Here is a 21,926-nt window from a genome sequence, read left to right on the forward strand (position 1 = left end):
GAATAATTATTAAATTATTCTAGGTTTTATTTGGAATTAAAGAAAATATCTAATTTAATTATTGAATTTGTTTACAGTATATAGCATACTTTTATCAGAGTCTTTTAGAATATCAATATAATATAAAAACTCATAAAATAAGAGAAAAGGAATGGAGAATTAGAGGAATGAAGAAATACAAATGCATAATATTTGACTTAGATAAAACTATGTTGGATACAGAAAAAATGAATATTATACCATTACAAAGGTTAATCAAGGAAGAACTAGCGCAGGATATTTCATATGAAGATTTGTTAAAGTATATGGCTTATCCAGGTAAGACAACGTTAAAGTTATTAGGATTTAAAGATATTGAAACTTCTTATAGCAAATGGGTAAAATATGTAAATGAATATGAAGAAGGAGCAAAGTTATACGAAGGATTTGAAGAGGTAATAAAAACCTTAGATGAAAATGGAATACTTTGTGGTATAGCTAGTTCTAAAATGAAGGATCAATATGAAATAGATTTTCTGAAGACTGGATTACAGAAGTATATGAAAAGTGTAGTTTTAGCAGAAGATACAGAAAATCACAAACCACATCCTGAACCATTATTGAAAGCTGTGAGATATTAAATTTAGAACCAAAGGATGCAATGTATGTTGGTGATACACTTTCAGATTATAAATCTACAAAGGCAGCAGGAATGGATTTTGGTTTAGCTGTATGGGGAGCAATAGATATTAAAGATATAGATGCTGATTACTATTTAAATGAACCTAAAGATATTTTAAAGGTATTAAGCTTTATTGATTAATAGAAATTTATAAAAGGAATATGGACATAATAAAAGAAAAATTTATTTATTTTTATAAAAAATGTTAACGATTTAATTCATAATCAGTTCATAAAACTATACTATAGTTTGGTTATAGAAAAAATATAGTATAAAAGGAGAATTAAATGTTATCATTAAAGAATATTAAGAAGTCTTATGTAACTGGCGAATTTAAACAAGTTGCATTAGATGGAGTGAACTTAAATTTTAGAGAAAAAGAATTTGTTGCTATATTAGGGCCTAGTGGTTCTGGTAAAACAACATGCCTTAATGTAATTGGCGGATTAGATAAATATGATAGTGGAGATTTAATTATTAATGGTAAATCTACAAAAGAATTTAAGGATTCTGATTGGGATGCTTATCGTAATAATAGTGTGGGATTTATTTTTCAAAGCTATAATTTAATAACGCATTTAAGCATAATTGATAATGTTGAAATGGGAATGACATTAAGTGGAGTATCACCAGCTGAAAAGAAGAAAAAAGCATTAGAAGTTTTAGAAAAGGTTGGATTAAAGGATCATGTCCATAAAAGACCTAATCAATTATCGGGAGGACAAATGCAAAGAGTTGCTATTGCAAGAGCATTAGCAAATGACCCTGATATAATTTTAGCTGATGAACCTACAGGGGCATTAGATACTAAGACTAGTATTCAAATTATGGAGTTAATTAAGGAAATTGCAAAAGATAAGCTAGTCATAATGGTAACTCACAATCCAGAATTAGCAAACGAATACGCAGATAGAATAGTTGAATTTAGAGATGGTAATGTTATTTCTGATTCTAATCCATTAAAAGAAGAGAAAAGCAGTAGTAAATATTCGTTAAAGAAAACTAGTATGAATTTCTTTACTGCATTAAAATTATCAGCAATGAATATTAAGACAAAAAAATGGAGAACACTTTTAACTGCTTTTGCATCTAGTATAGGTATTATTGGAATTGCATTAATTCTTTCATTGTCAAATGGGTTTGATAAACAAATAAATACTTTTGAATCAGACACATTATCAGGATTTCCAATAGTGATAACACAATCTACAGCAGATATGGACATAGAAACAATGAGAGAACAAGCAAAGCAATTTGCTGGAAATAAAACAGAAGATGAAGATAAATACCCAAAAGTAGATGTTATATATCCATATGATTCAAGTGAAAATTCATTTGTGCATAGTAATAATTTTTCAACTGAGTATATAGATTATTTAGAATCTATAGATAAGGGATTATTATCAGGTATTTCATATACAAGAATAGTAAATATGAATCTTTTAAAAAGTGATGGAGAAGTTGCCACTCCGGTAAGTACTTCAGATTTAAGTTTTACAGCATATCCAACAAATTTAGATGAAACACAAGAAGGATATATTGAAAAGTCATATGACTTATTAGCCGGAGAATATCCAAGTGAAATAGGTGACTTAGTTCTTATAGTAGATTCTTATAATAAAGTTGATGTAAGTATTTTAAATGCACTTGGAATAGATTCAGATAAAGATGAAATTAACTTTGATGATATAATAGGTTATGAATTAAAGGTAGTTTTAAATGATAATTACTATAAAAAGGTTGGAGATAACTTTACATTAGCAGCGAACCCAACAAATATGATAGAATTATACAATAATGATAGCAATATTACAGTTAAAATAGCAGGTATAATAAGAGCTAAAGAAGATACTAAAATTACAATTTTATCACCAGGGATTGCATATTCAGATAAATTAAGTAAAGCATTTATTGAAGATGCACAGAATTCTGAAATAGTAAAAGCTCAAAAAGAAAGTGATTATAATGTATTAACAGGTGAAATATTCGATAATAAGAATGAAATGAATCCAAATTCAACATCAAATAACACTAAAGAAAATATGCTTTCATATTTAGGTGCAGATGGAAAACCATATATGATTACATTATATCCTAAAGATTTTGAAACTAAAGAAAATGTTACAGATTATTTAGATAAATGGAATGAAGATAAAGATAAAGAAGATGTAGTTATTTATAATGATATGGCAAGCACTTTTGTAAATTTATCAGGTGGAATAATGGATGCTATTACAATGGTATTAATTGCATTTGCAGCAATTTCATTAGTTGTATCATTAATAATGGTTGGTATTATAACTTATATTTCAGTATTAGAAAGAACAAAGGAAATCGGTGTATTAAGAGCTTTAGGTGCTAGAAAGAAGGATATAACGAGAGTATTTAATGCTGAAACATTTATAGTTGGAACTTGTTCAGGATTATTAGGAATACTAATAGCATGGTTATTGACATTCCCTGTGAATCGTGTTTTATATAAATTAACAGACTTAGAAGGCGTTGCAGTTCTTAATCCAGTACATGCAATTGTATTAGTAATTATAAGTGTAGGCTTAACGATGTTAGGTGGATGGATTCCAGCAAAAATGGCATCAAAGAAAGATCCAGTAGAAGCATTAAGAAGTGAATAATATTGATGTATAAAAAGTTTGTGATATTCCTTATGGAAATATCGCAAACTTTTTTATCACTTATGTTATCAGTTATTTTAGTAAAGTGAATATTTTTTAGTATAAAAGTAATATATGAATATCAGAAAGTGCTAATAATTTAATAAAAAATACTTATAGATATATAAGGGTTTTTATGAAAAGGAATGTTTGTTATAATATGGAAAGAGGTGATTTTATGGTTAATATTTTGCTGGTTGAAGATGATAGAAATTTAAGAAAAATGATGGAGATATTTTTAAAGCAAAATGGATATGAAGTACATTCGGCACAAGATGGTATAGAAGCTTTAAGCATTTTTGAATCAATACACATAGATTTAATTATTTGTGATATTATGATGCCGAATATGGATGGTTATGAATTTGTAGAAAATATTAGAAATATAAATTATGAAATCCCAATTTTAATGGTTACAGCAAAGGAGAAGCTAGAAGATAAAAGAAAGGGATTTTCTATGGGAATTGATGATTATATGGTTAAACCTATAGAGTTAGATGAAATGATTTTGCGTATAGAATCCGTTTTAAGAAGAGCTAAAATTTCAAATGAAAATAAGTTAACTATAGGAGAAGTAATATTAGATTATAATAAATTAACTATTACAAAAAACGAAAGTACAATAATTCTTCCAAAAAAAGAATTTTACTTATTATTTAAATTATTAAGCTATCCAAAGCAAATATTTACTAGAATTCAACTGATGGAAGAAATCTGGGGTATAGATATTGAAAGTGATGAAAGAACTGTAGATGTTCATATAAAAAGGATAAGGGAAAAGCTTATGGATTTTGATGAGTTTAAAATAGTTACTGTTAGAGGATTAGGCTATAAGGCAGAGAGGAATATATGAGAAAAATATATAATTATTTTAGACATACACTACAAGGAAAAATAATATTTTCATTTTTTACTGTACTAGTATTAGGAAATATAATTACGTTTTTTATTACATCACCATTCATTATTAAAGTATTAGGAAATAAAGTTGAAAATAATACTCAAGGTATTTATCAGTTTCATAGAATAAAGATATTAATATTAACAATAAGCTGTATTATTTCTGTTAGTGCATTATGTGTTGTATCTAGAATTATAGTTAAACAAATAAAAATTTTAACTAAAGCAACTAATGAAGTAGCAGAAGGAAATTTTGATGTATATTTAGAGACAAAAGAAAAAGACGAAATTGGAAGGCTTATTAATCATTTCAATAAAATGACTAAAAATTTAAAACATACTGCATATATTCAAAAAGACTTTATTAATAATGTATCACATGAGTTTAAAACACCGATAGCATCAATACAGGGCTTTGCGAAGATATTAAAAAATGATAAATTATCTAAAGAAGATAGACAGGAGTATTTAGATATTATAATTGAAGAAGCTAAGAGGTTGGAGAATTTATCAGATAATGTGCTTAAATTATCTAAATTAGAAAATCAGAATGTATTAGAGAATCAACAGAAATTTTCTTTAGATGAACAAATTAGAAGAGCTATTTTAATTTTAGAAAATAATTGGCAGGAAAAAGAAATAAAATTTAATTTAGATTTGAAAAAAACCTATTTTTATGGTCAAGAGGAACTTTTATTACAAGTTTGGATAAATATTATTGGCAATGCTATAAAATTTTCTAATAGAAATCAATCAATAAATATTAAGATTGAAAGTAATGTGGAGTTTGTATTAGTAATAATAAAAGATAATGGGGTTGGAATGGATGAAGATACATTAGTACATATTTTTGATAAATTTTATCAAGGAGATAATTCTAGAAGTTTAAAGGGGTATGGACTAGGGCTAGCAATAACTAAAAGAATAGTTGAACTATCTAATGGAGAAATAATTGTTGAAAGTTCTATTGGAGAAGGCAGTACTTTTTACATAAAATTATTTAGGGAATAAGAAGTCAAAGATATATATTAATAAATAATAAGAAATATATAAGAATAGTATTGTTTTTCTATAAATATTCTCATAGGGATAAGGAAATATAAACCTTTATCTATGAGAATATTTTTCTTTTAAGTAAAAATATAATTGTGAAATTTATATGAAGAAATTATACATCAAATTTTTAGTTAAGCATATTATAAAGCGTATTATTATATATAAATTGGAGGATGTATGAAAAAATATATAATAACTATATTTTTGAGTTTAGCAATAGTAATATCATTAATAATTCCATCAAGAGTAGTAATGGCCAAAGAAGGCGGGAATGAAGAATCCTATCAATCAATATATGAGAAAAATGATGCTTATGATGAAATAGAGAATGAAGGACAAGATAAAGAAGAAAAAAAAGAAGAGATTCAAAATCAAGATATAGAAGAAGGCGAGCAAGAAAATATAGCACCCAAAATAATAGCGGAAGATAAAACTATAAATATAGGAGAAGAGTTTGATCCTAAAACTGATGTTACAGCAACAGATAAGGATGGGAATGATATTACAAAGAATATTGAAATATTAGAAAATACTGTTGATATAAACACAATAGGAAAGTATATAGTTACTTATTCAGTAAAAGATTCTTCAAATTTAGAGTCAAGAAAAACAATATATGTGACAGTAAAAAAAGATGCTGAGACCATAAATAGTTCACCGATTATAGATACTGATAATAAAAGCATTTATGTTGGAGATAAGTTTAACCCATGGTATGGAGTTACTGCAATGGATGAAGAAGATGGGGATATTACAGATAGCATAAAGATATTAGCTAATACTGTAGATGTTAATAAGGCTGGAATCTATATAGTAACTTATGAGGTTATAGATAAAGATGGAGCATCTACAAGAAAGACAATAGAAGTTTCAGTAGTAAATAAGGATGAAAAACCAAAAAAGAATGAAGTACCTATAATTAATGCATCAGATAGGATAATAAAATATGGAAGTAACTTTGATCCGTTATATGGAGTAACTGCTTATGATAAAGAAGATGGAAATATTACATCTAAAATAATAGTTGAACAGAATTTAGTTGATCCTTATACTAGAGGAAAGTATTCAGTTACCTATAGTGTAACTGATAGTAATGGAGAAAAAATTACTAAAGTTATAAATGTAGAAGTTGAAGAGAAGAAAGAACAAATAAATAATGCACCAATAATTTATGCAAGTAATGTTACTATTAAATTAGCAAATAAATTTAATCCATATGCAATGGTTAGTGCTTATGATAAAGAAGATGGATGGATAAGTGATAAAATTATTGTAGAATATAATTATGTAAATATATATAAAGCTGGTAAATATGATGTTGGGTACTCTGTTACAGATAGTAGTGGAATGAAAGCATCTTGTGTTATAACTATTACTGTAAAAGACACAGCAAATACAGATAAAAAAGTAGAAGATAATTCAGAACCAACTATTTATGCAAATAATATATCAATACCATTAAATTCAAAATTTAACCCATTAGAATGGGTAGTAGCCATTGATAAAGAAGATGGAGATATCACAAATAGAGTCATGGTAATTTCAAATGAAGTAGATACTAGTAAAGAAGGCAATTATCATGTTACTTATGAAGTTATTGATAAAAGTGGAAGCAAAGCTAATAAAGTTATAATGGTTTATGTTAAGAAGGAAGAGGAGATAAAGAGAGGAAATAAACCACCAGTAATTTATGCAGAAGATATCATATTAGAAAAAGGAAGTTATTATGATCCTTTAGATAAAGTAACTGCGCTTGATGATGAGGATGGAAATTTAAGTCATAAAATAGTTGTTAAGTCTAATAATGTTAATGTAAGTAAGAGTGGAAAATACAAAGTAACTCTTGAGGTTACAGATAGTATGGGAGAAGTAGCTACTAAGACTATAAATGTAATAGTAAAGGGTGCCTTAGGATTAAATGATAGTTTTAAGCTAATATTGATTTGTATCGGAATAGTAGGAGTTATTTTAATAATATCATCAATAGTTGCAGTGGGTATTACTAGAAAGAAAAGATAGAGTAGAGTAGGCTCAGAAAGAAGAGCTATCTATGTAAAAGATTATAAATAATTTACATAGATAGCTCATTATTTTATAATTCAATAAATAGAAGATAATAAATATAAGAAGTAAGTTAAAAGAAAAATGCAATATTTACATAAAAATAACTACGAGATTAAATTTAAGGAGATAAACGGATATGAAAACAATAATGATTTCATCTAATTGTAGTGGAGGAGGTAAGACTACATTTACATTAGGTTTAATGAAAGCTTTAAGAAATAGAGGGTATGATGTACAAGGATATAAATGTGGGCCGGACTATATAGATACAGCTTTTCATACTGCTGTAACAGGTAAAGCTTCAAGAAATTTAGATATTCATCTAACTGGAGAAGATGGTGTTAGAGCTATATTTTCTAGAGGAGCTAGCGATTTAGCTGTAATTGAAGGGGCTATGGGGATTTATGATGGAAAAGGTATCACAGAAGAAGGTTCAGCTTATAGTATATCAAAGCTATTAGATGATGTACCTATAGTTTTAGTAATAACTCCAAAGGCTCAAAGTACAACTTTAGCAGCTGAAATTAAAGGGATAAAGGAATTTAAAAATGCAAATATAGCAGGTGTAGTTTTAAATTGTATTTCAGAAGGTTATTATCAGCTTTTAAAAAAATCTATAGAGTATAATTGTAATTTAAAGGTTTATGGTTATATTCCTAAAAATGAAGAAATAAAGCTAGGAAGTAGGCATTTAGGATTGGTTCAAAGTATTGAAATAGATAATCTTAATGAAAAGTTAGATGTTTGTGCAAGTTTAATTGAAGAATATATTGATTTTGATAGTTTGATTGAAGATTTTAAAGAAGTAAAAAAATATGAAGATAAATATCATATAGAAAATAGATATATTAAAATTGCAGTAGCTAAGGATGAGGCTTTCAATTTTTATTATAAAGAAAATTTAGAACTTTTAGAGGAAGTTGGACAAGTTGTGTACTTTAGTCCTTTAAAAGATAAGGTTTTACCTAAAAATATAGATTTTCTGTATTTAGGTGGTGGATACCCAGAAGTATTTAAAGAGGAATTAAGTAATAATAAGTCAATGCTAAATAGTATAAAATCAGCTTTAGATAATGGATTAAGATGCTATGCAGAGTGTGGTGGACTTATGTATTTAACAGAGGCTATAGATAATGTATCTATGGTTGGATTTTTTAAAGGTAATAGTGAAATGACAACAAGATTAAATAGATTTGGCTATGCTACAGTTAATATTAATAATCTAAAGATAAATTGCCACGAATTTCATAAATCAAAGGTTAATTCTGAAGAAAAGACTTTGTATAAAGTTGAGAAAATTGGATATGATGAAAATTTAATAACTTGGCAATGTGGATATAATAAGAAAAACACTTTAGCAGGATATCCACATACACATTTTTTTGGTAATTTAGAGTTCTTAAAATATATATTAGGAGATAAAAAGAAAGAAATATATTAAAGATATATTTTTTTAGATAATAGAATTAGGGTAGTATACGAAAAATGATAAAGAAGAGGAAATGAGAATGAAGCATATGGTATTAACAAGCAATAAAATGAAAGCAAAAATATTAAATTTATTATATGAAGATGAATTACTTAATGTGTTTTTAATTCAAGCAATTGAAAATGCAAATGAAGAAGATGAGATATATATTAACAAAGTGGAAGAAGGTATTAGTAGCATTTTACATATAAAGTTTGATGGAAATTCCTACTTTACAAGTTTTTATTATAAGGATGAACAGGGGTTAAATAGTATTATAAATGAGCTTAAAAATATAAAGCATAATAAGCTTTTAATTTCAGGAAAGTTAATTGATGTATCTAAAATAGTAACTAGTATTTCTAAAAAAGAAATATCATCATCAGATATATATTACAAGTTTAATATAGAGTTGCGCAATAAAAATGAAAATTATAATAATACAACTTTTAGAAAAGCAAGGAATAATAAAGAGGATATAAATATAATAAAAAAATACTTAGTTGATTTTTTTGACGCTAAATTAGAAGAAGATATTAAAGAAATAACTAATGAAGAAAGAATAAATAAAAAATTAGACACTATTTATTTTATAGAATATATAGGGCAAGTTATAGGAATGGCTAGAATCTGTGGAGAAACTAGAAATTATTGCGATATTACAGGGGTTTATATAGAGCCGTCATATAGAGGGCAAGGTTTTGGGAAAATACTTATAAATTATATAATAAATGAAGTAACCAATAAAAATAAAATTCCTGTACTTCAAACTTCATCTGATAATATAGTAGCAAGAAGAGTATATGAAGATTTAGGATTTGAAAAAGTTGTTGATTATGCATTTGAATTTTTATAGAGATGGTGTAATGCGTGTGTATATAAGTATATATAGAAGAAATAAATTTTATAAAAAAATATATATAAGTTATAAATATAATGACTAAGATATATAGAATTTAGATTGAAAACTATTCTTTACTATAATGGTAAAGGGTAGTTTTTATTTTATATAAATTCAAACTACTAATTAAAAAAATTAAAATTAAAATAAAATAAATTAAAAATTTGAAAATATAAATTAAAAAAATTAATATAAAAATTAATATTTTTAATAGAAATATTTACAGTGTGAAAATATAATGGTAATATATACATAAGAAGAGGAGTTGATTGAATGTATAAGATTTTAAGCCAATGTCCGGTATGTTCAAATAATCTTAAAGCTATAAAGTTAAAATGTACTAGATGTAATACCGCTATAGAAAATGAATTTAGCTTATCAAAATTTGATTATTTAAATAGTCAGCAGCTTTATTTTATAGAAACATTTATTAAGTGTAGAGGTAGCATCAAGGATGTTGAAAAAGAACTTGGTATATCATATCCAACTGTTAGAGCTAAGCTTGATGAAGTAATATTAGCTTTAGGATATGATGTTGTAAAAGAAACACAAAGTAAAAAGGAAAGAACAGAAATTTTAGAGGCTTTAGAAAAAGGTGAGATTTCAGCAGAAGAAGCTTTAAAAAAATTAAAAGAATAATTTAGGAGGTATTTATAAAATGAATGAAGAGGTTATGAAAATTTTAAAAATGGTTGAGGAAGGAAAGCTAAGTGCAGATAAGGCAAAAGATTTTATAGAAGCTTTAGACAATGATAAAAAAGCTGATGAAATAATATCAGTAAAAGATTATGATAATAAAATGTTGAAGGTTAATATACAAAGTCATGAAGGGGATCAGGTAAATGTTAAATTACCAGTAAAGGTTATAAAGAGCATAATTAAAGTTACAGGTAAGATACCAATGGTATCAAATGAGATGGACGGTATTAATATGGATGAAATGATGGATATAATAGCAAATTCATTAGATTCATCAGTTATGGGAGAAATAGTTAATATTCAATCAGCAAAAGGTGATGAGATAAAAGTGTTTGTTGAATAGGTGAGTAAAATGAAAATTAGTATAAATACTGGAAATAAAAAAATATATATACCAGTTTCATTTTCATTAGCAAGCGCTTTTGTAATGATGATTCCTAGCAAAGAAATATCTAAAGAAGATAAAAAAACAATACTAAGTATATTAAAAGTATGCAAAAAAGAGTTAAAACCATATAAAGGTCTTGAGATTATTAATGTTAATTCAGCTAGTGGTGAAAAAATAATAATAAAAATATAAAAAATTAATGGGGATTATATTTAAATAATAAAAAATTGGGGGCATAATAATGAAATTTAAATTATTAAAGGATAAAAATTTTTCATTATTGATGTTTGGAAAAATAACATCATTAATAGGAAGTTCTATGCAAAGTTTTGCGTTATCTTTATTTGTTCTTGCAACAACTGGTTCTGCAACAAAATTTGCAAGTATATTATCAATTGCACTTATACCACAACTTATATTTGGACCGATTGCAGGAGTATTTGTTGATAGATTTAATAGAAAGAAAATACTAGTTATTTTAGATTTAATTAGTGGAGTAGTAGTATCTATTTTTGCAGTAATATATTTTATAACTGGAGAATTGCCAATAGGATATATATATATGCTTGCAATTATACTATCGCTTATTTCTACACTTTTTCAACCGGCACTTCAAACAGTACTTCCAAGCATAATAAAAAAAGAAGATTTAGTTGATGCCAATGCTATGAATTCACTTATATTAGCAATTGGAAATTTAGCAGCACCTGCAATTGCAGGTATTTTATATGGTTCATTTGGATTAGAATTTATATTTATATTAAATTCAATTACATTTTTTGTATCTGCATTTTCAGAATGTTTTATAGATATTCCTAAAATTAATAATAGTGAAAAGTTAAATTTAAAATTGTTTTGGGATGATTTTTCTAATGGAATAAAGTTTAGTTTATCAAACAAAACAGTAGCTTCAATAGTAATATTAGCTATGATGCTAAATTTTGCATTAGGATCTTTTACAGTAGGAGTAACATTTGTATGTAAAAGAATATTAATGGTTTCAGATTTTCAATATGGGTTAACAGAGTCTATTTCAGTTGCAGCAATGATGATATCAAGTTTACTTACTGGTTACTTGGCAAAGAAATATACAATAGGAAAAAATGTATATAAGAGTCTTTTATATACTGGAATAGTAACAGCCTTTTTTGGAATGGCAGTATTTAAACCGTTTTTAAATATTTTTTCAAGTAGTTTAGTACCATATATATTTATAATGATGTTAGGATTTGTAATAGGGTTATTTATTGGTATTGCTAATATATTTATAGGAATTTATTTTCAAACAATTGTACCTTTAGAATACATGGGGAGAGTTGGAACAGTACAAAGCACAGTATGTATGGCTGCAATGCCATTAAGTAATATGATGTTTGGATTATTATTTGACAAGATAGATGCAAGTATAATTTTCCCTATATCAGCAATATTGGTAATAATACCTATTTCGTTTTATAGAAAAGTACTATTGTCTGTTGATATAGATAAACATAATACAAATGAAGAAAATTTAGTAAATGCATAAATAAAAATAAGCCAGCTTAATTGGCTTATTTTTATTATATGATATAATGATTTAATGAACTAAGGAAAATTAGCGAGGTGTATATTATGGCTAAAGTTATAGTTGTTGGGGGAGGACCTGCCGGTATTATGGCAGCGATTACTGCAGCAAAAAATAATGCAGTTACATTAATAGAAAGAAATAAAGAAATAGGAATGAAATTAAGACTTACTGGTGGTGGTCGTTGCAATATAACTAATAATAGAGATATAGAAGAGTTTTTTGATAAAATAGTAAATAATAAAAAGTTCTTATATAGTGCTTTATATACATTTTCAAATTATTCACTTTTAGAGTACTTTAGCAATAATGGATTAGAATATAAAGTTGAACTTGATGAAAAAGTATATACAAAGAGTGATAAAGCAGATGAAGTTATAGATTTATTAAGAAATGACTTAGAAAAAAATAAAGTAAAAATAAAATATAATACTATGATTACAGATTTAATAGTGGAAGATGGAACTATTAAAGGTGTTATAACTTCTTTTGGTGAAAAGATATTTGGAGATAAAGTTATAATTACAACTGGTGGTAAGAGCTTCCCTCACACAGGTTCAGATGGGGCTATGTATGATGTGTTAGAAAAGTATGGTCATACTATAACTCCAATTCATGCAGCGTTAATCCCTCTTGTTATAAAAGAGGAATTTGTAAAAAGGCTTCAAGGGGTTGCAATGAAAGATGTTGTAGTTTCTGCTAAAGTTAAGAAGAAAAAGTTTGAAAAGTTTGGAGATATGTTATTTACTCACTTTGGAATATCTGGTCCAGCAGTATTGAAGTTATCTTCATATATTACTAAGGCATTACTTGATGGAGAAGTAGAAATTACTTTAGATTTCTTAAGAGATAAGTCAAAAGAAGAAATTTCACAAATAATAAGAAATAATCCGAATAAAACTGTACTTAATAACTTAAAAGGAATACTTCCACAAAACTTCTTAAAAGTAATCTTTGAAATCTTAGGATTAACAGAAGTTAAAGCAAGTGATTTAAAGAAGGAAGATGAAAATAAAATTATAGAGTATATGAAAGAAATGAAGCTTACAGCAAGAGAAACTTTATCTATTAAGGCTGCACAAGTAACATCTGGTGGAGTAAAAGTTAAAGAAATTAATGCTTCTGATATGGAGTCTAAAATAATAAAAAACCTTTACTTTGCAGGAGAGGTTATAGATATAGATGCAGAAACTGGTGGGTATAATCTTCAAATGGCATTTTCAACAGGATATCTAGCAGGAAGTGATTTTTAATATTATATATGAACAGTAGATAAGATATGTATTCTTATCTACTGAATTTTTATGGTGTAAAATTATAAAGTAGTTAGTTTATTCAATAATTAATATGATGTTGTACATCCATTAATGCTTCTCCAAATCTTTGAAAATGAACAATTTCTCTTTGTCTTAAAAATTTAAGGATATCTTTAATATCATGATCATCAGTTAAGTTTATTAACCATTCATAAGTTGCTCTAGCTTTTTGCTCAGCGGCCATATCTTCATGAAGATCAGCTATTACATCTCCTTTAGCTTGAATATAAGTTGCTGTCCAAGGATTTCCTTGTGCATCAGTATAATATAAAGCTCGTCCATGATCAGTATAATGAGCGGCTAAATCAGCCTTTTTTAAATCTTCTAAAGAAGCATTTGACATTAGTTGATAAACCATAGTGGCAATCATTTCAACATGAGCCATCTCTTCAGTGCCTATATCTGTTAATAAACCTTTAGATTTTCTAGTTGGCATAGTATACCTTTGATTTAAATATCTTAAAGCCGCGCTTAATTCACCATCAGGTCCACCGTATTGAGACATAAGAAATTTAGCCATTCTTAAATCATTACATTTTAAGTTTATTGGATACTCTAAAGTTTTAACATAATACCACATAAATTATCCTCCTTTTAATAATTTTCCCAAGGCCAAGGGGGTGCTATCCAAGCTATTGGATCTTCAGTTGAAGCAGAACCAAAGTTTCTTAATGGGCCAAAGTTATATTCATAATTAGTTATTAGATAATCTAATCTTTCAGATATTTTTTTGTAATCATTTATAGCTTTTTTATTGGATGGAAAATTATCAAGATAAAGATTAAGTTCGATAGCATAAAATTGATATTTTCTAATTTCATTTAATAAATCTATTTCACACATAGATATTCCTCCTAATATTTTTTATCATATGCTTTATAAGGCTTATACAAATCATTGAAAATAGTGCCAATCTTTAATGCTGCTTTAGGGTTTATAATATTTTCGTATTTTTGTGGTATAATGAATGCCTTTGCATAATCATTTTTTTCGCTTTTGTTCATAAGATATCATCCCTCCATAAGTGTATATATATTTATACTATGAAATTAGAATTTATTATGTTACAGGTTAATATGTTATAGAGATAATTGATTTTAAAGTGTTATCTACATATTAATTTAATCATATATCTTCAACTAAATCTTAACTTTGTAGCAATTTATAATTATGAATAATATTATAATAAGAAATAGCTTTTTCAAAAGTTATAAGGAAAAAATTTTATGAATTATAATGGTTTTAATAGCTTTGAAGATTTTATGCGCTTTTGTGGAGTCAAAGTAGATACAAATACATCTTCAGAAAATAAAAGTAGTGATTCAGATAATACAGAGGATGATGATAAAACATCCAGATGTGAAAATTGTAAACCTGGAAATGGACAAGGAGAGGCCGATGAGAAGGCTAGAAATGCAGATAGTGATATTCCAGGTGGATTTCAAGATATACCACCACAGCTTTTACTTGTAATTGGAGAGTTACTTGGAAACATTATAGCAGGTAATCTTCCATTTAATGTTCAAAATGTAGTTGGAAATTGGTTACAATTAGTAGGTCAAGCAATTGAAGTTTTTAATGCACAACAACAATATTATCAAGGTGGACCAGGTAGATATTATAATTATATATATAGGAATGTAGCAAATCCTTTTTGTACTAGTTCCGTAGATGAATCTCAAAAAAGTATAAGTGTAAATGAAAATGAGCAAAAAAGTAATAAGGGTAAAAGAAGTAATAAAAATGGAAGCAGTAGTAAATCATCAAATACTAGTAGTGAAATAGAAGAATTAAAAGAATGTATATGTTATTTAACTAATCAAATACAAGAATTAAAAAATGATATAGATAAATTAAAAAATCAGAAAATGTAAAGAGTAAATATTAATATCTCTTTACATTTTACATTTTATTTTTATTAAAGAGAAAAATAAAGAGAGAAAGTTAGATTAGTTTACTAAATATTAATTATAAATATTGAAGGATGAGATTATTTATATGTTTGAAAAAATAATAAGAAAATACAATATTAATACTAGAGGGATGGTGATAAATGGGAGTGTAGCGCTTATTATTGTAGTTATAATTGCTAAGTTTTTAGGAGAAAAAAATATAATGTTAGCAATTCCATTAGCTTTAACATCAGCAGTTTTAGGAAGACAAAATTTATATGTTAAGCCAGTAAATAAAATGTTTAAATTTATAATAATTGACATAATCATTGTTATATGTGCATTTATTGCATCTTTAAATATGGGGAGTGGAATTATAGTAGATTTATTAAGTATATTTTTAATAATTTATATGATGGTATCACCATATGACTTAACATTTTATAAACCATTTTTAATGCTCTATATATTTAGTCAATATTCTAAGATATCAATATTAGAGTTACCAAGTAGAATTATGGTTATAGTAATTGGGCTGGTAGTTATCTTAGTTGTTAATTATATAAAAAAAATAAATGAAAAAGACATTTTAGGAAATAGTATTAGAAAATCGATGAATTTAATAAAAGAGCAATTGGAAAATATATCAAAGGAAAGCTATGATAATAAACTAGAGGAAAAATGCTCTATAATAATGAGAGGATTAGCATATAGAATATATATAACTAGATATAGAAAATACTTTACTACTAATTTAGGAACTATACAATTTAACTTATATATGAATATAGAATATTTAAATCTATATTTAAAAGAAATACAAGTGAAATTTGCAAGAGAAAATATAAATGAAGATTATTTAAAAAATATAAGATTACAAATAGATAATATTATAGAAATATGTTCAGAAAATAAAGTTGAAAATAATGAAAAAACTATTGATGACACTTATTATGAATATAAATATTGTAATAAAGATTTAGATTTTCTTCAAAATATAATAAAAGAAATATTCTTAAATATAAAAAGACTAAAAAATATAAATATTAAAGATATAAATAAAATATATAAAGAATGGGAAAGAGATGATTTTGATAAAACATCAAAAGTTTTTAAAGAATATCTTCGTGTTGATTCAATAAGATTTAAATTTGCTATGAGAATGGCTGTAGTGCTAACAATAGCATTGTTTTCAGCAGAAGTTTTAGGGTTTTATAAAATAATTTGGGCAGTTATAACAGTAATGTCTGTAATGCAACCTTATTATGAGGATACAATAAAGAAAACTAAAGATAGAATAATAGGAAATGTAGTAGCTATAATATTTACAGGGGTAATAATTAACATTATAAATACAAAATATTTTACAATTACAATATTAGTTATATCAACATATTTACTTTTTGCTTTTAAAGATTATTCTAAAATTTCATTATTTGCAGCAATTTCATCTATATGTTTATCATCTTTATCAGAGAGTATCAATATATTAATATTTTATAGAGTTATATATGTAATTGTAGGATTAATAATAGTACTTATAGCAAATAAATTTATATTTCCATATAGATTAAAGGATGGACTGGTACAGCTAAAGGAAAAAATTATTAGGTACGATAACTATTTTATTGAAAGTATAAAAGAAAATTTAGTTCATAAGAATAAAGAAAATAGAATAAGGGATTTAATAGTACATATAACACTTTTAAATGAAAAGTTATATCTTAGAAATTTACAGTGTAAAGATAAAAAAATTAATGAGTTTATAAATTTAAATAATAATTTTATAGTAAAGATAGGATACGATATGCTTATTAATGATAATAAAAATAAAAAGGAAAAGATAGATAAAGAAATATATGAGATGTATAGAAAAATAAATTAAGTATGATTTCATATAAAACAAGGTGCAAATTAGTAATAGGGGAAACTAATTTGCACCTTGTTTTTTAGGATAATATCAATATAAAGGGAAATTAACTATAAAATTTTAGTTTTATAGTTAAGTTTTAAGAAATAGTATTTGTCTAAATTATAAGTAAATAATATGTCAATGATGTGTCAATGAATAAAAAATAATAAAATTATTATATTATATACAATATATGGGAATAATATATAGTAAGATATATGCAAAAAGAGAAAGGGAGATAAATGAAGTATGATGTATTAAATAAAATTTCAACTAGATTTATTATTATTTTATGTGTAATTATTTTAAGTGTTTTAAGTTTAGTTAAGTATAAAAGTGATAGTCAAAAGTGGATAGATGCAGATGTTACAGTAAAGATGCCCTTTGAAATAAGTATTTTAGATATAGGGAAAGCAGATTTTATACTAATATTGAAATAGATGGAAGCTATATGGTTATAGATTCTGGTACGTATGATGATGGAGAAAAAATATATGAATATTTAAACTTTAAGGAAGTAAAGGATATTGAATATTTTATACTAACTCATAATGATAAAGATCATATTGGAGGGTCTCCATTTATAATAGAGAATTTTAATATTAAAAATTTAATACAAGCAAATTATAAAGTAAATACTAATCAGTATAATAAGTATTTGGATTGTTTAGAAGTAAAAAAAATAAAGCCTATATTATTAAAAAATAATATGGAATTTGAGATAAATGACGCAAAGATTAAGTTATATCCAACTAAAAAAGAAAAATATGAAAAATCAAATGATTATTCCATTATTATTAGTATAGAATATGGTGAATATAAATATTTGTTTGCAGCAGATGCAGAAGAAGAAAGAATGAAAGAATTTGTTGAAGATAATTCAGAGAAATATACTTTCTTAAAGATGCCTCATCATGGAATATATAGCAATTATACAGAAGAATTTTTATCATCAGTAGAACCAAGATATGCTATTGTAACTTGCTCTAAGTTTAGATATCCTAATAAAAAGACAATAGATTTATTAGAAAAATATAACATTAAAACCTTTTATACAAGTAGTGGAGATATAATTATAAAGAGTGATGGTGAAAAGATTTATTTTAATCAAAATTAGCAAGAAAAATATGATATAATTAACTTAAAATGTAAGGGGTACTTGGGGGATGAACATAAAGATTATTTGCTTAAATGAAGATAAGATAGAGTTTGAATTTAGTGATGGGGCATTTGAATATATAGAAAGTTTAGATATTAAAAATAAAAATATAAATAAATTTTATAAAGTAGAAAAAGATATTATTAAAATAGAAAATTGTACATTATTAAATTTAGAAAAAATAATATTTAATAATGCTAGATTGAAGAATAGTTTATTAATGGTAATGATACGAGAAATAAACGAAAGTAATATAAATATAATAAGTACTTTAAGTCAAATTAATAATTCTATATTAATAATGGGAAAAGAAAATTTATTCAATGAAGATAGTAAAAAAGAATTTAATTTAATTAAAAATATAGTTATTCTTAATAAATTAATAGAGGATAAAAAAATAAACCTTAAATTATTAATGTTTATGCTATCTAATAACGAGATTTTGAGTAGCATAAAATTAAATCAAAGTAAAAAGTATATTATTATTGAAAACAAAAAAAATATAGGACAGATAGTTTTATCACTACTTAAACAATTTAAATATATACAATACAATAAAGAATATATATGTTACCTGTATTCTAGGGAAGAGATTAATTTAGAACAAATATCATATTTAGAAGATCCTATAAGAGAGTATATAGAGAATGATGATATTTTAACAATGGTTAATTTGAGTAGTGAAAAAATTAACTATGATGAATATGTATTAGTATTATTAAGTAAATAAATAAAAATATTTTAATTTAGTGAAAGTCTAATCAAACGCTGTATTACAGAGGTTTAATTAGACTTTTTTATTATTAATAACAAGGGAATATTGTTAAAAAAATAACTTAAATAACTTAAATAATTATTTAAAAATTAAGATAAATTGTGGAAAAATGTCGAGGCTTGTACAATAAAGTTGTAATTAGAGAAAATGTTTTTTAGAATGTTAAAAAATATACAAAAGGAGAAATACTATGTTAGAAATTATTAAAAAAACTTTAACTGATAATGCAATATTAGGTGCAATATTTTCATCAGTAGCAATAATTCTTTTAGGTTTTTATTTAAGAAAAAGAGAAATTTTAAATTCAAATGCATCTAAGATGCTAACAAAATTGGTTCTTACAATTTCATTACCAGCTTTAGCATTTACTTCATTTATGAAAGATATAAATGGGGAACAATTAAAGCAAGGTATGAGTATTTTAGTATGGGGATTTGCAATTTATATTGTATTAATACCAATAACTAAATTAATGTATGCAAGAGTTAAGGGCGATAAGCAAGATGTTTATAGAGTTCTTACTATATTTGGCTCAACTACATTCTTTGGTACACCTATAGTTACTGCAGTATATGGGGCAGTAGGTACTATGTATTCAAACATATTTAATATTGCTTACAGAGTGTTCTTGTATTCATATGCATTTATAAAAATGTCCGGAACTAAAATGGATAAAGAAAACCTTAAAAAGAATATGAAAGAAATATTCTTAAATCCAATTATAATAGCTACATTTTTAGGATTATTTATTTGGTTATGTCAAGATATGCTTCCACAAGTAGCAGTTACAGTTAAAGGTGAAACTGCGAACTATGCATTCTTAAGAATTGACCAAACATTACCATGGCTTTATAAACCACTTACTTATTTAAGTAATTTAGCATCACCACTTGCTTGGATTTCAATTGGAGCTACTTTAGCAGAAGTTCCTTTCAAAAAGGCAGTAGCACAAAAAGATGCTTGGGGATATAGCTTAATTAAAGTATTATGTATCCCAGTAATAAATTTAGCTTTATTATTAGTTGTTAGTAAATTCGGTATATTACCAGTTTCATTTGAAGGAATGGCAACAACAGTAATAATGATGGCAGCTCCAACAGCCACAGTGGCAGCAGCATATGCAATTAGCTATGATAGGGAAGCATTATTTACATCAAATTGTTCATTGTTATCAACAGTAGTAGCAGTTGCAGCTATGCCAGTATGGATAGTTATATTAGAAATTATAAGAAATATAGGATTATTTGCTTAAGTAAAAATCTAAAGCGTGTATTTAGTAAATAAAATTATTTTATTGCTAGGTATTTAGGTTAATAGCAAGTATAACCATATAAAAAAGGACAAGCCACTCTATAAAATAATAGAGTGGCCATATCCTAAAATAAATTTATTAGAACTTAATTATAAAGGAGATAAATATTATGATAAAATTAGTTTGTTATGGTGTTAGAGAAACAGAAGTTCCATTTTTTGAAGAAATAAATAAAAAATTTGGATATGATATAAAATTAGTTACTTTAGGTCTTAATCATGAAAATGTTAAGGAAGCAATTGGTGCTGAAGCAATTATGGTTAGAGGAAACTGTAAGGCTGATAGACAAAACTTAGAATTATTAAAGTCTAATGGATTACAATATGTTTTAACAAGAACTGTTGGATTTGACCATGTTGATTTAGATGCAGTTAAAGAATTAGAGTTAAAATGTGCTAGAGTTCCAGGGTACTCTCCAAATGCTATAGCTGAATTAGCAGTTTCTCATGCAATGATGTTACTTAGACATACTGCTTATACTGTAAATAGAACAAGAGAAAAGAATTTCGTTGTTGATCCATTTATGTTTAGTAAGGAAATTAGAAATTGCACAGTTGCAGTTTTAGGAGCTGGTAAGATAGGATTAACTACAGCTAAGTTATTTAAAGGCTTAGGAGCAAGAGTAATAGCTTATGATGTATTCCAAAGTGATGCGGCTAAAGAAGTAGTAGAATTTATGGAGCTAGATGATGTGTTAGCACAAGCTGATGTTATTTCAGTACATATGCCATATATAAAAGATGTAAATTATCATATGATTAATGATGAGTTTATAGCTAAAATGAAAGATGGAGCTATATTAGTTAATACAGCTAGAGGTGAAGTTCAAGATATAGATGCTATAATAAGAGCAATTGAAAGTGGTAAATTAAGTGGATTTGGTACTGATGTTTTAGAAGGCGAATCGGCAACATTCTTTAAGAATTTAAATGGACAAACATTAGAACATCCTTCTCATGAGAAATTAATAGATCTTTATCCAAGAGTATTAGTAACTCCACATATTGGTTCATATACAGATGAGGCACTAACAAACATGATAGAATACTCTTATGAAAACTTAAGAGAATTATTAAACGAAGGAATTTGCAAAAATAGTATAGCTTAGTAAAGATATATTATAGTATAATTTTAATATTTTAATTAAAAAAAGGAGTGTTAATCACTCCTTTTTTGAGCATTAAAAG

Annotated in this window: 22 protein-coding genes and 1 pseudogene; 20 read left to right on the plus strand and 3 right to left on the minus strand. The window is 25.7% G+C overall.

The window, feature by feature from the left end:
- Positions 1–227: 227 nt before the first annotated feature.
- From HMPREF0216_RS14570 to HMPREF0216_RS14625, 13 genes and pseudogenes are all read left to right on the plus strand, one after another.
- Positions 228–640, plus strand: a pseudogene (locus HMPREF0216_RS14570) (HAD hydrolase-like protein); the annotation flags it as partial.
- Positions 641–802, plus strand: a complete 162-nt coding sequence (locus tag HMPREF0216_RS18305) for an HAD family hydrolase (protein ID WP_005215822.1) — start codon at positions 641–643, stop codon at positions 800–802.
- Between the two features lie 146 nt (positions 803–948).
- Positions 949–3,294, plus strand: coding sequence for an ABC transporter ATP-binding protein/permease (locus HMPREF0216_RS14575; protein ID WP_005215823.1), 2,346 nt, complete (start codon positions 949–951; stop codon positions 3,292–3,294).
- A gap of 217 nt (positions 3,295–3,511) precedes the next feature.
- Positions 3,512–4,186 carry a response regulator transcription factor gene (locus HMPREF0216_RS14580; RefSeq protein WP_040420153.1) on the plus strand — a complete coding sequence of 225 codons (675 nt, stop codon included), beginning with the start codon at positions 3,512–3,514 and terminating at the stop codon, positions 4,184–4,186.
- Positions 4,183–5,244, plus strand: coding sequence for a HAMP domain-containing sensor histidine kinase (locus tag HMPREF0216_RS14585; protein WP_005215827.1), 1,062 nt, complete (start codon positions 4,183–4,185; stop codon positions 5,242–5,244). Before HMPREF0216_RS14580 ends, HMPREF0216_RS14585 begins: the two co-directional genes overlap by 4 nt.
- Positions 5,245–5,466: 222 nt before the next feature.
- On the plus strand, positions 5,467–7,308 hold the full coding sequence (locus HMPREF0216_RS14590) for an immunoglobulin-like domain-containing protein (protein ID WP_005215829.1): 1,842 nt from the start codon (positions 5,467–5,469) through the stop codon (positions 7,306–7,308).
- A gap of 181 nt (positions 7,309–7,489) precedes the next feature.
- Entirely contained in the window at positions 7,490–8,794 is a 1,305-nt protein-coding gene (locus tag HMPREF0216_RS14595; protein ID WP_005215831.1) for a cobyrinic acid a,c-diamide synthase CobB, read from the plus strand.
- A 67-nt stretch (positions 8,795–8,861) separates the two neighbouring features.
- On the plus strand, positions 8,862–9,677 hold the full coding sequence (locus tag HMPREF0216_RS14600) for a GNAT family N-acetyltransferase (RefSeq protein ID WP_005215834.1): 816 nt from the start codon (positions 8,862–8,864) through the stop codon (positions 9,675–9,677).
- 318 nt (positions 9,678–9,995) lie between these two features.
- Positions 9,996–10,361 carry a DUF2089 domain-containing protein gene (locus HMPREF0216_RS14605; RefSeq protein ID WP_005215836.1) on the plus strand — a complete coding sequence of 122 codons (366 nt, stop codon included), beginning with the start codon at positions 9,996–9,998 and terminating at the stop codon, positions 10,359–10,361.
- Positions 10,362–10,380: 19 nt separating this feature from the next.
- The gene (locus tag HMPREF0216_RS14610; protein WP_005215838.1) at positions 10,381–10,764 is read left to right on the plus strand and encodes an SHOCT-like domain-containing protein; all 384 of its coding nucleotides are present in this window, start codon (positions 10,381–10,383) and stop codon (positions 10,762–10,764) included.
- 9 nt (positions 10,765–10,773) lie between these two features.
- A complete protein-coding gene (locus tag HMPREF0216_RS14615; protein ID WP_040420155.1) occupies positions 10,774–11,001 on the plus strand; it encodes a hypothetical protein in 228 nt (75 codons plus the stop codon).
- A 49-nt stretch (positions 11,002–11,050) separates the two neighbouring features.
- A complete protein-coding gene (locus HMPREF0216_RS14620; protein ID WP_005215841.1) occupies positions 11,051–12,334 on the plus strand; it encodes an MFS transporter in 1,284 nt (427 codons plus the stop codon).
- An 86-nt stretch (positions 12,335–12,420) separates the two neighbouring features.
- Positions 12,421–13,626, plus strand: coding sequence for a BaiN/RdsA family NAD(P)/FAD-dependent oxidoreductase (locus HMPREF0216_RS14625; protein ID WP_005215843.1), 1,206 nt, complete (start codon positions 12,421–12,423; stop codon positions 13,624–13,626).
- Between the two features lie 82 nt (positions 13,627–13,708).
- Here the strand turns inward: HMPREF0216_RS14625 and HMPREF0216_RS14630 are convergent, their stop codons facing one another.
- The 3 genes from HMPREF0216_RS14630 to HMPREF0216_RS16875 are packed head-to-tail and all read right to left on the minus strand — an operon-like array spanning position 13,709 to position 14,693.
- Positions 13,709–14,269 (minus strand): manganese catalase family protein, encoded by a 561-nt coding sequence (locus tag HMPREF0216_RS14630; RefSeq protein WP_005215845.1) that lies wholly within the window; start codon positions 14,267–14,269, stop codon positions 13,709–13,711.
- Between the two features lie 14 nt (positions 14,270–14,283).
- A complete protein-coding gene (locus tag HMPREF0216_RS14635) occupies positions 14,284–14,532 on the minus strand; it encodes a spore coat protein CotJB (RefSeq protein WP_005215846.1) in 249 nt (82 codons plus the stop codon).
- Positions 14,533–14,543: 11 nt separating this feature from the next.
- Positions 14,544–14,693, minus strand: coding sequence for a spore coat associated protein CotJA (locus HMPREF0216_RS16875; protein ID WP_005215848.1), 150 nt, complete (start codon positions 14,691–14,693; stop codon positions 14,544–14,546).
- 222 nt (positions 14,694–14,915) lie between these two features.
- Between HMPREF0216_RS16875 and HMPREF0216_RS14640 the strand changes: the two genes are divergently transcribed.
- The 7 genes from HMPREF0216_RS14640 (at position 14,916) to HMPREF0216_RS14665 (ending at position 21,847) form a co-directional block, all read left to right on the plus strand.
- Positions 14,916–15,563, plus strand: coding sequence for a hypothetical protein (locus HMPREF0216_RS14640; RefSeq protein ID WP_005215856.1), 648 nt, complete (start codon positions 14,916–14,918; stop codon positions 15,561–15,563).
- A 124-nt stretch (positions 15,564–15,687) separates the two neighbouring features.
- On the plus strand, positions 15,688–17,466 hold the full coding sequence (locus tag HMPREF0216_RS14645) for an FUSC family protein (RefSeq protein WP_005215857.1): 1,779 nt from the start codon (positions 15,688–15,690) through the stop codon (positions 17,464–17,466).
- 269 nt (positions 17,467–17,735) lie between these two features.
- The gene (locus HMPREF0216_RS16565; protein WP_005215858.1) at positions 17,736–17,933 is read left to right on the plus strand and encodes a hypothetical protein; all 198 of its coding nucleotides are present in this window, start codon (positions 17,736–17,738) and stop codon (positions 17,931–17,933) included.
- An 11-nt stretch (positions 17,934–17,944) separates the two neighbouring features.
- The gene (locus tag HMPREF0216_RS14650) at positions 17,945–18,610 is read left to right on the plus strand and encodes a ComEC/Rec2 family competence protein (RefSeq protein WP_005215859.1); all 666 of its coding nucleotides are present in this window, start codon (positions 17,945–17,947) and stop codon (positions 18,608–18,610) included.
- Between the two features lie 49 nt (positions 18,611–18,659).
- Complete coding sequence (locus HMPREF0216_RS14655; RefSeq protein WP_005215860.1) at positions 18,660–19,382, plus strand: hypothetical protein; 723 nt, start codon at positions 18,660–18,662, stop codon at positions 19,380–19,382.
- Positions 19,383–19,617: 235 nt separating this feature from the next.
- A complete protein-coding gene (locus HMPREF0216_RS14660) occupies positions 19,618–20,679 on the plus strand; it encodes an AEC family transporter (protein WP_005215861.1) in 1,062 nt (353 codons plus the stop codon).
- 169 nt (positions 20,680–20,848) lie between these two features.
- A complete protein-coding gene (locus tag HMPREF0216_RS14665; RefSeq protein ID WP_005215862.1) occupies positions 20,849–21,847 on the plus strand; it encodes a 2-hydroxyacid dehydrogenase in 999 nt (332 codons plus the stop codon).
- Positions 21,848–21,926: the final 79 nt, after the last annotated feature.

It is taken from the genome of Clostridium celatum DSM 1785 (assembly GCF_000320405.1).
In the GTDB taxonomy this organism is placed as follows: Bacteria; Bacillota; Clostridia; order Clostridiales; family Clostridiaceae; genus Clostridium; species Clostridium celatum.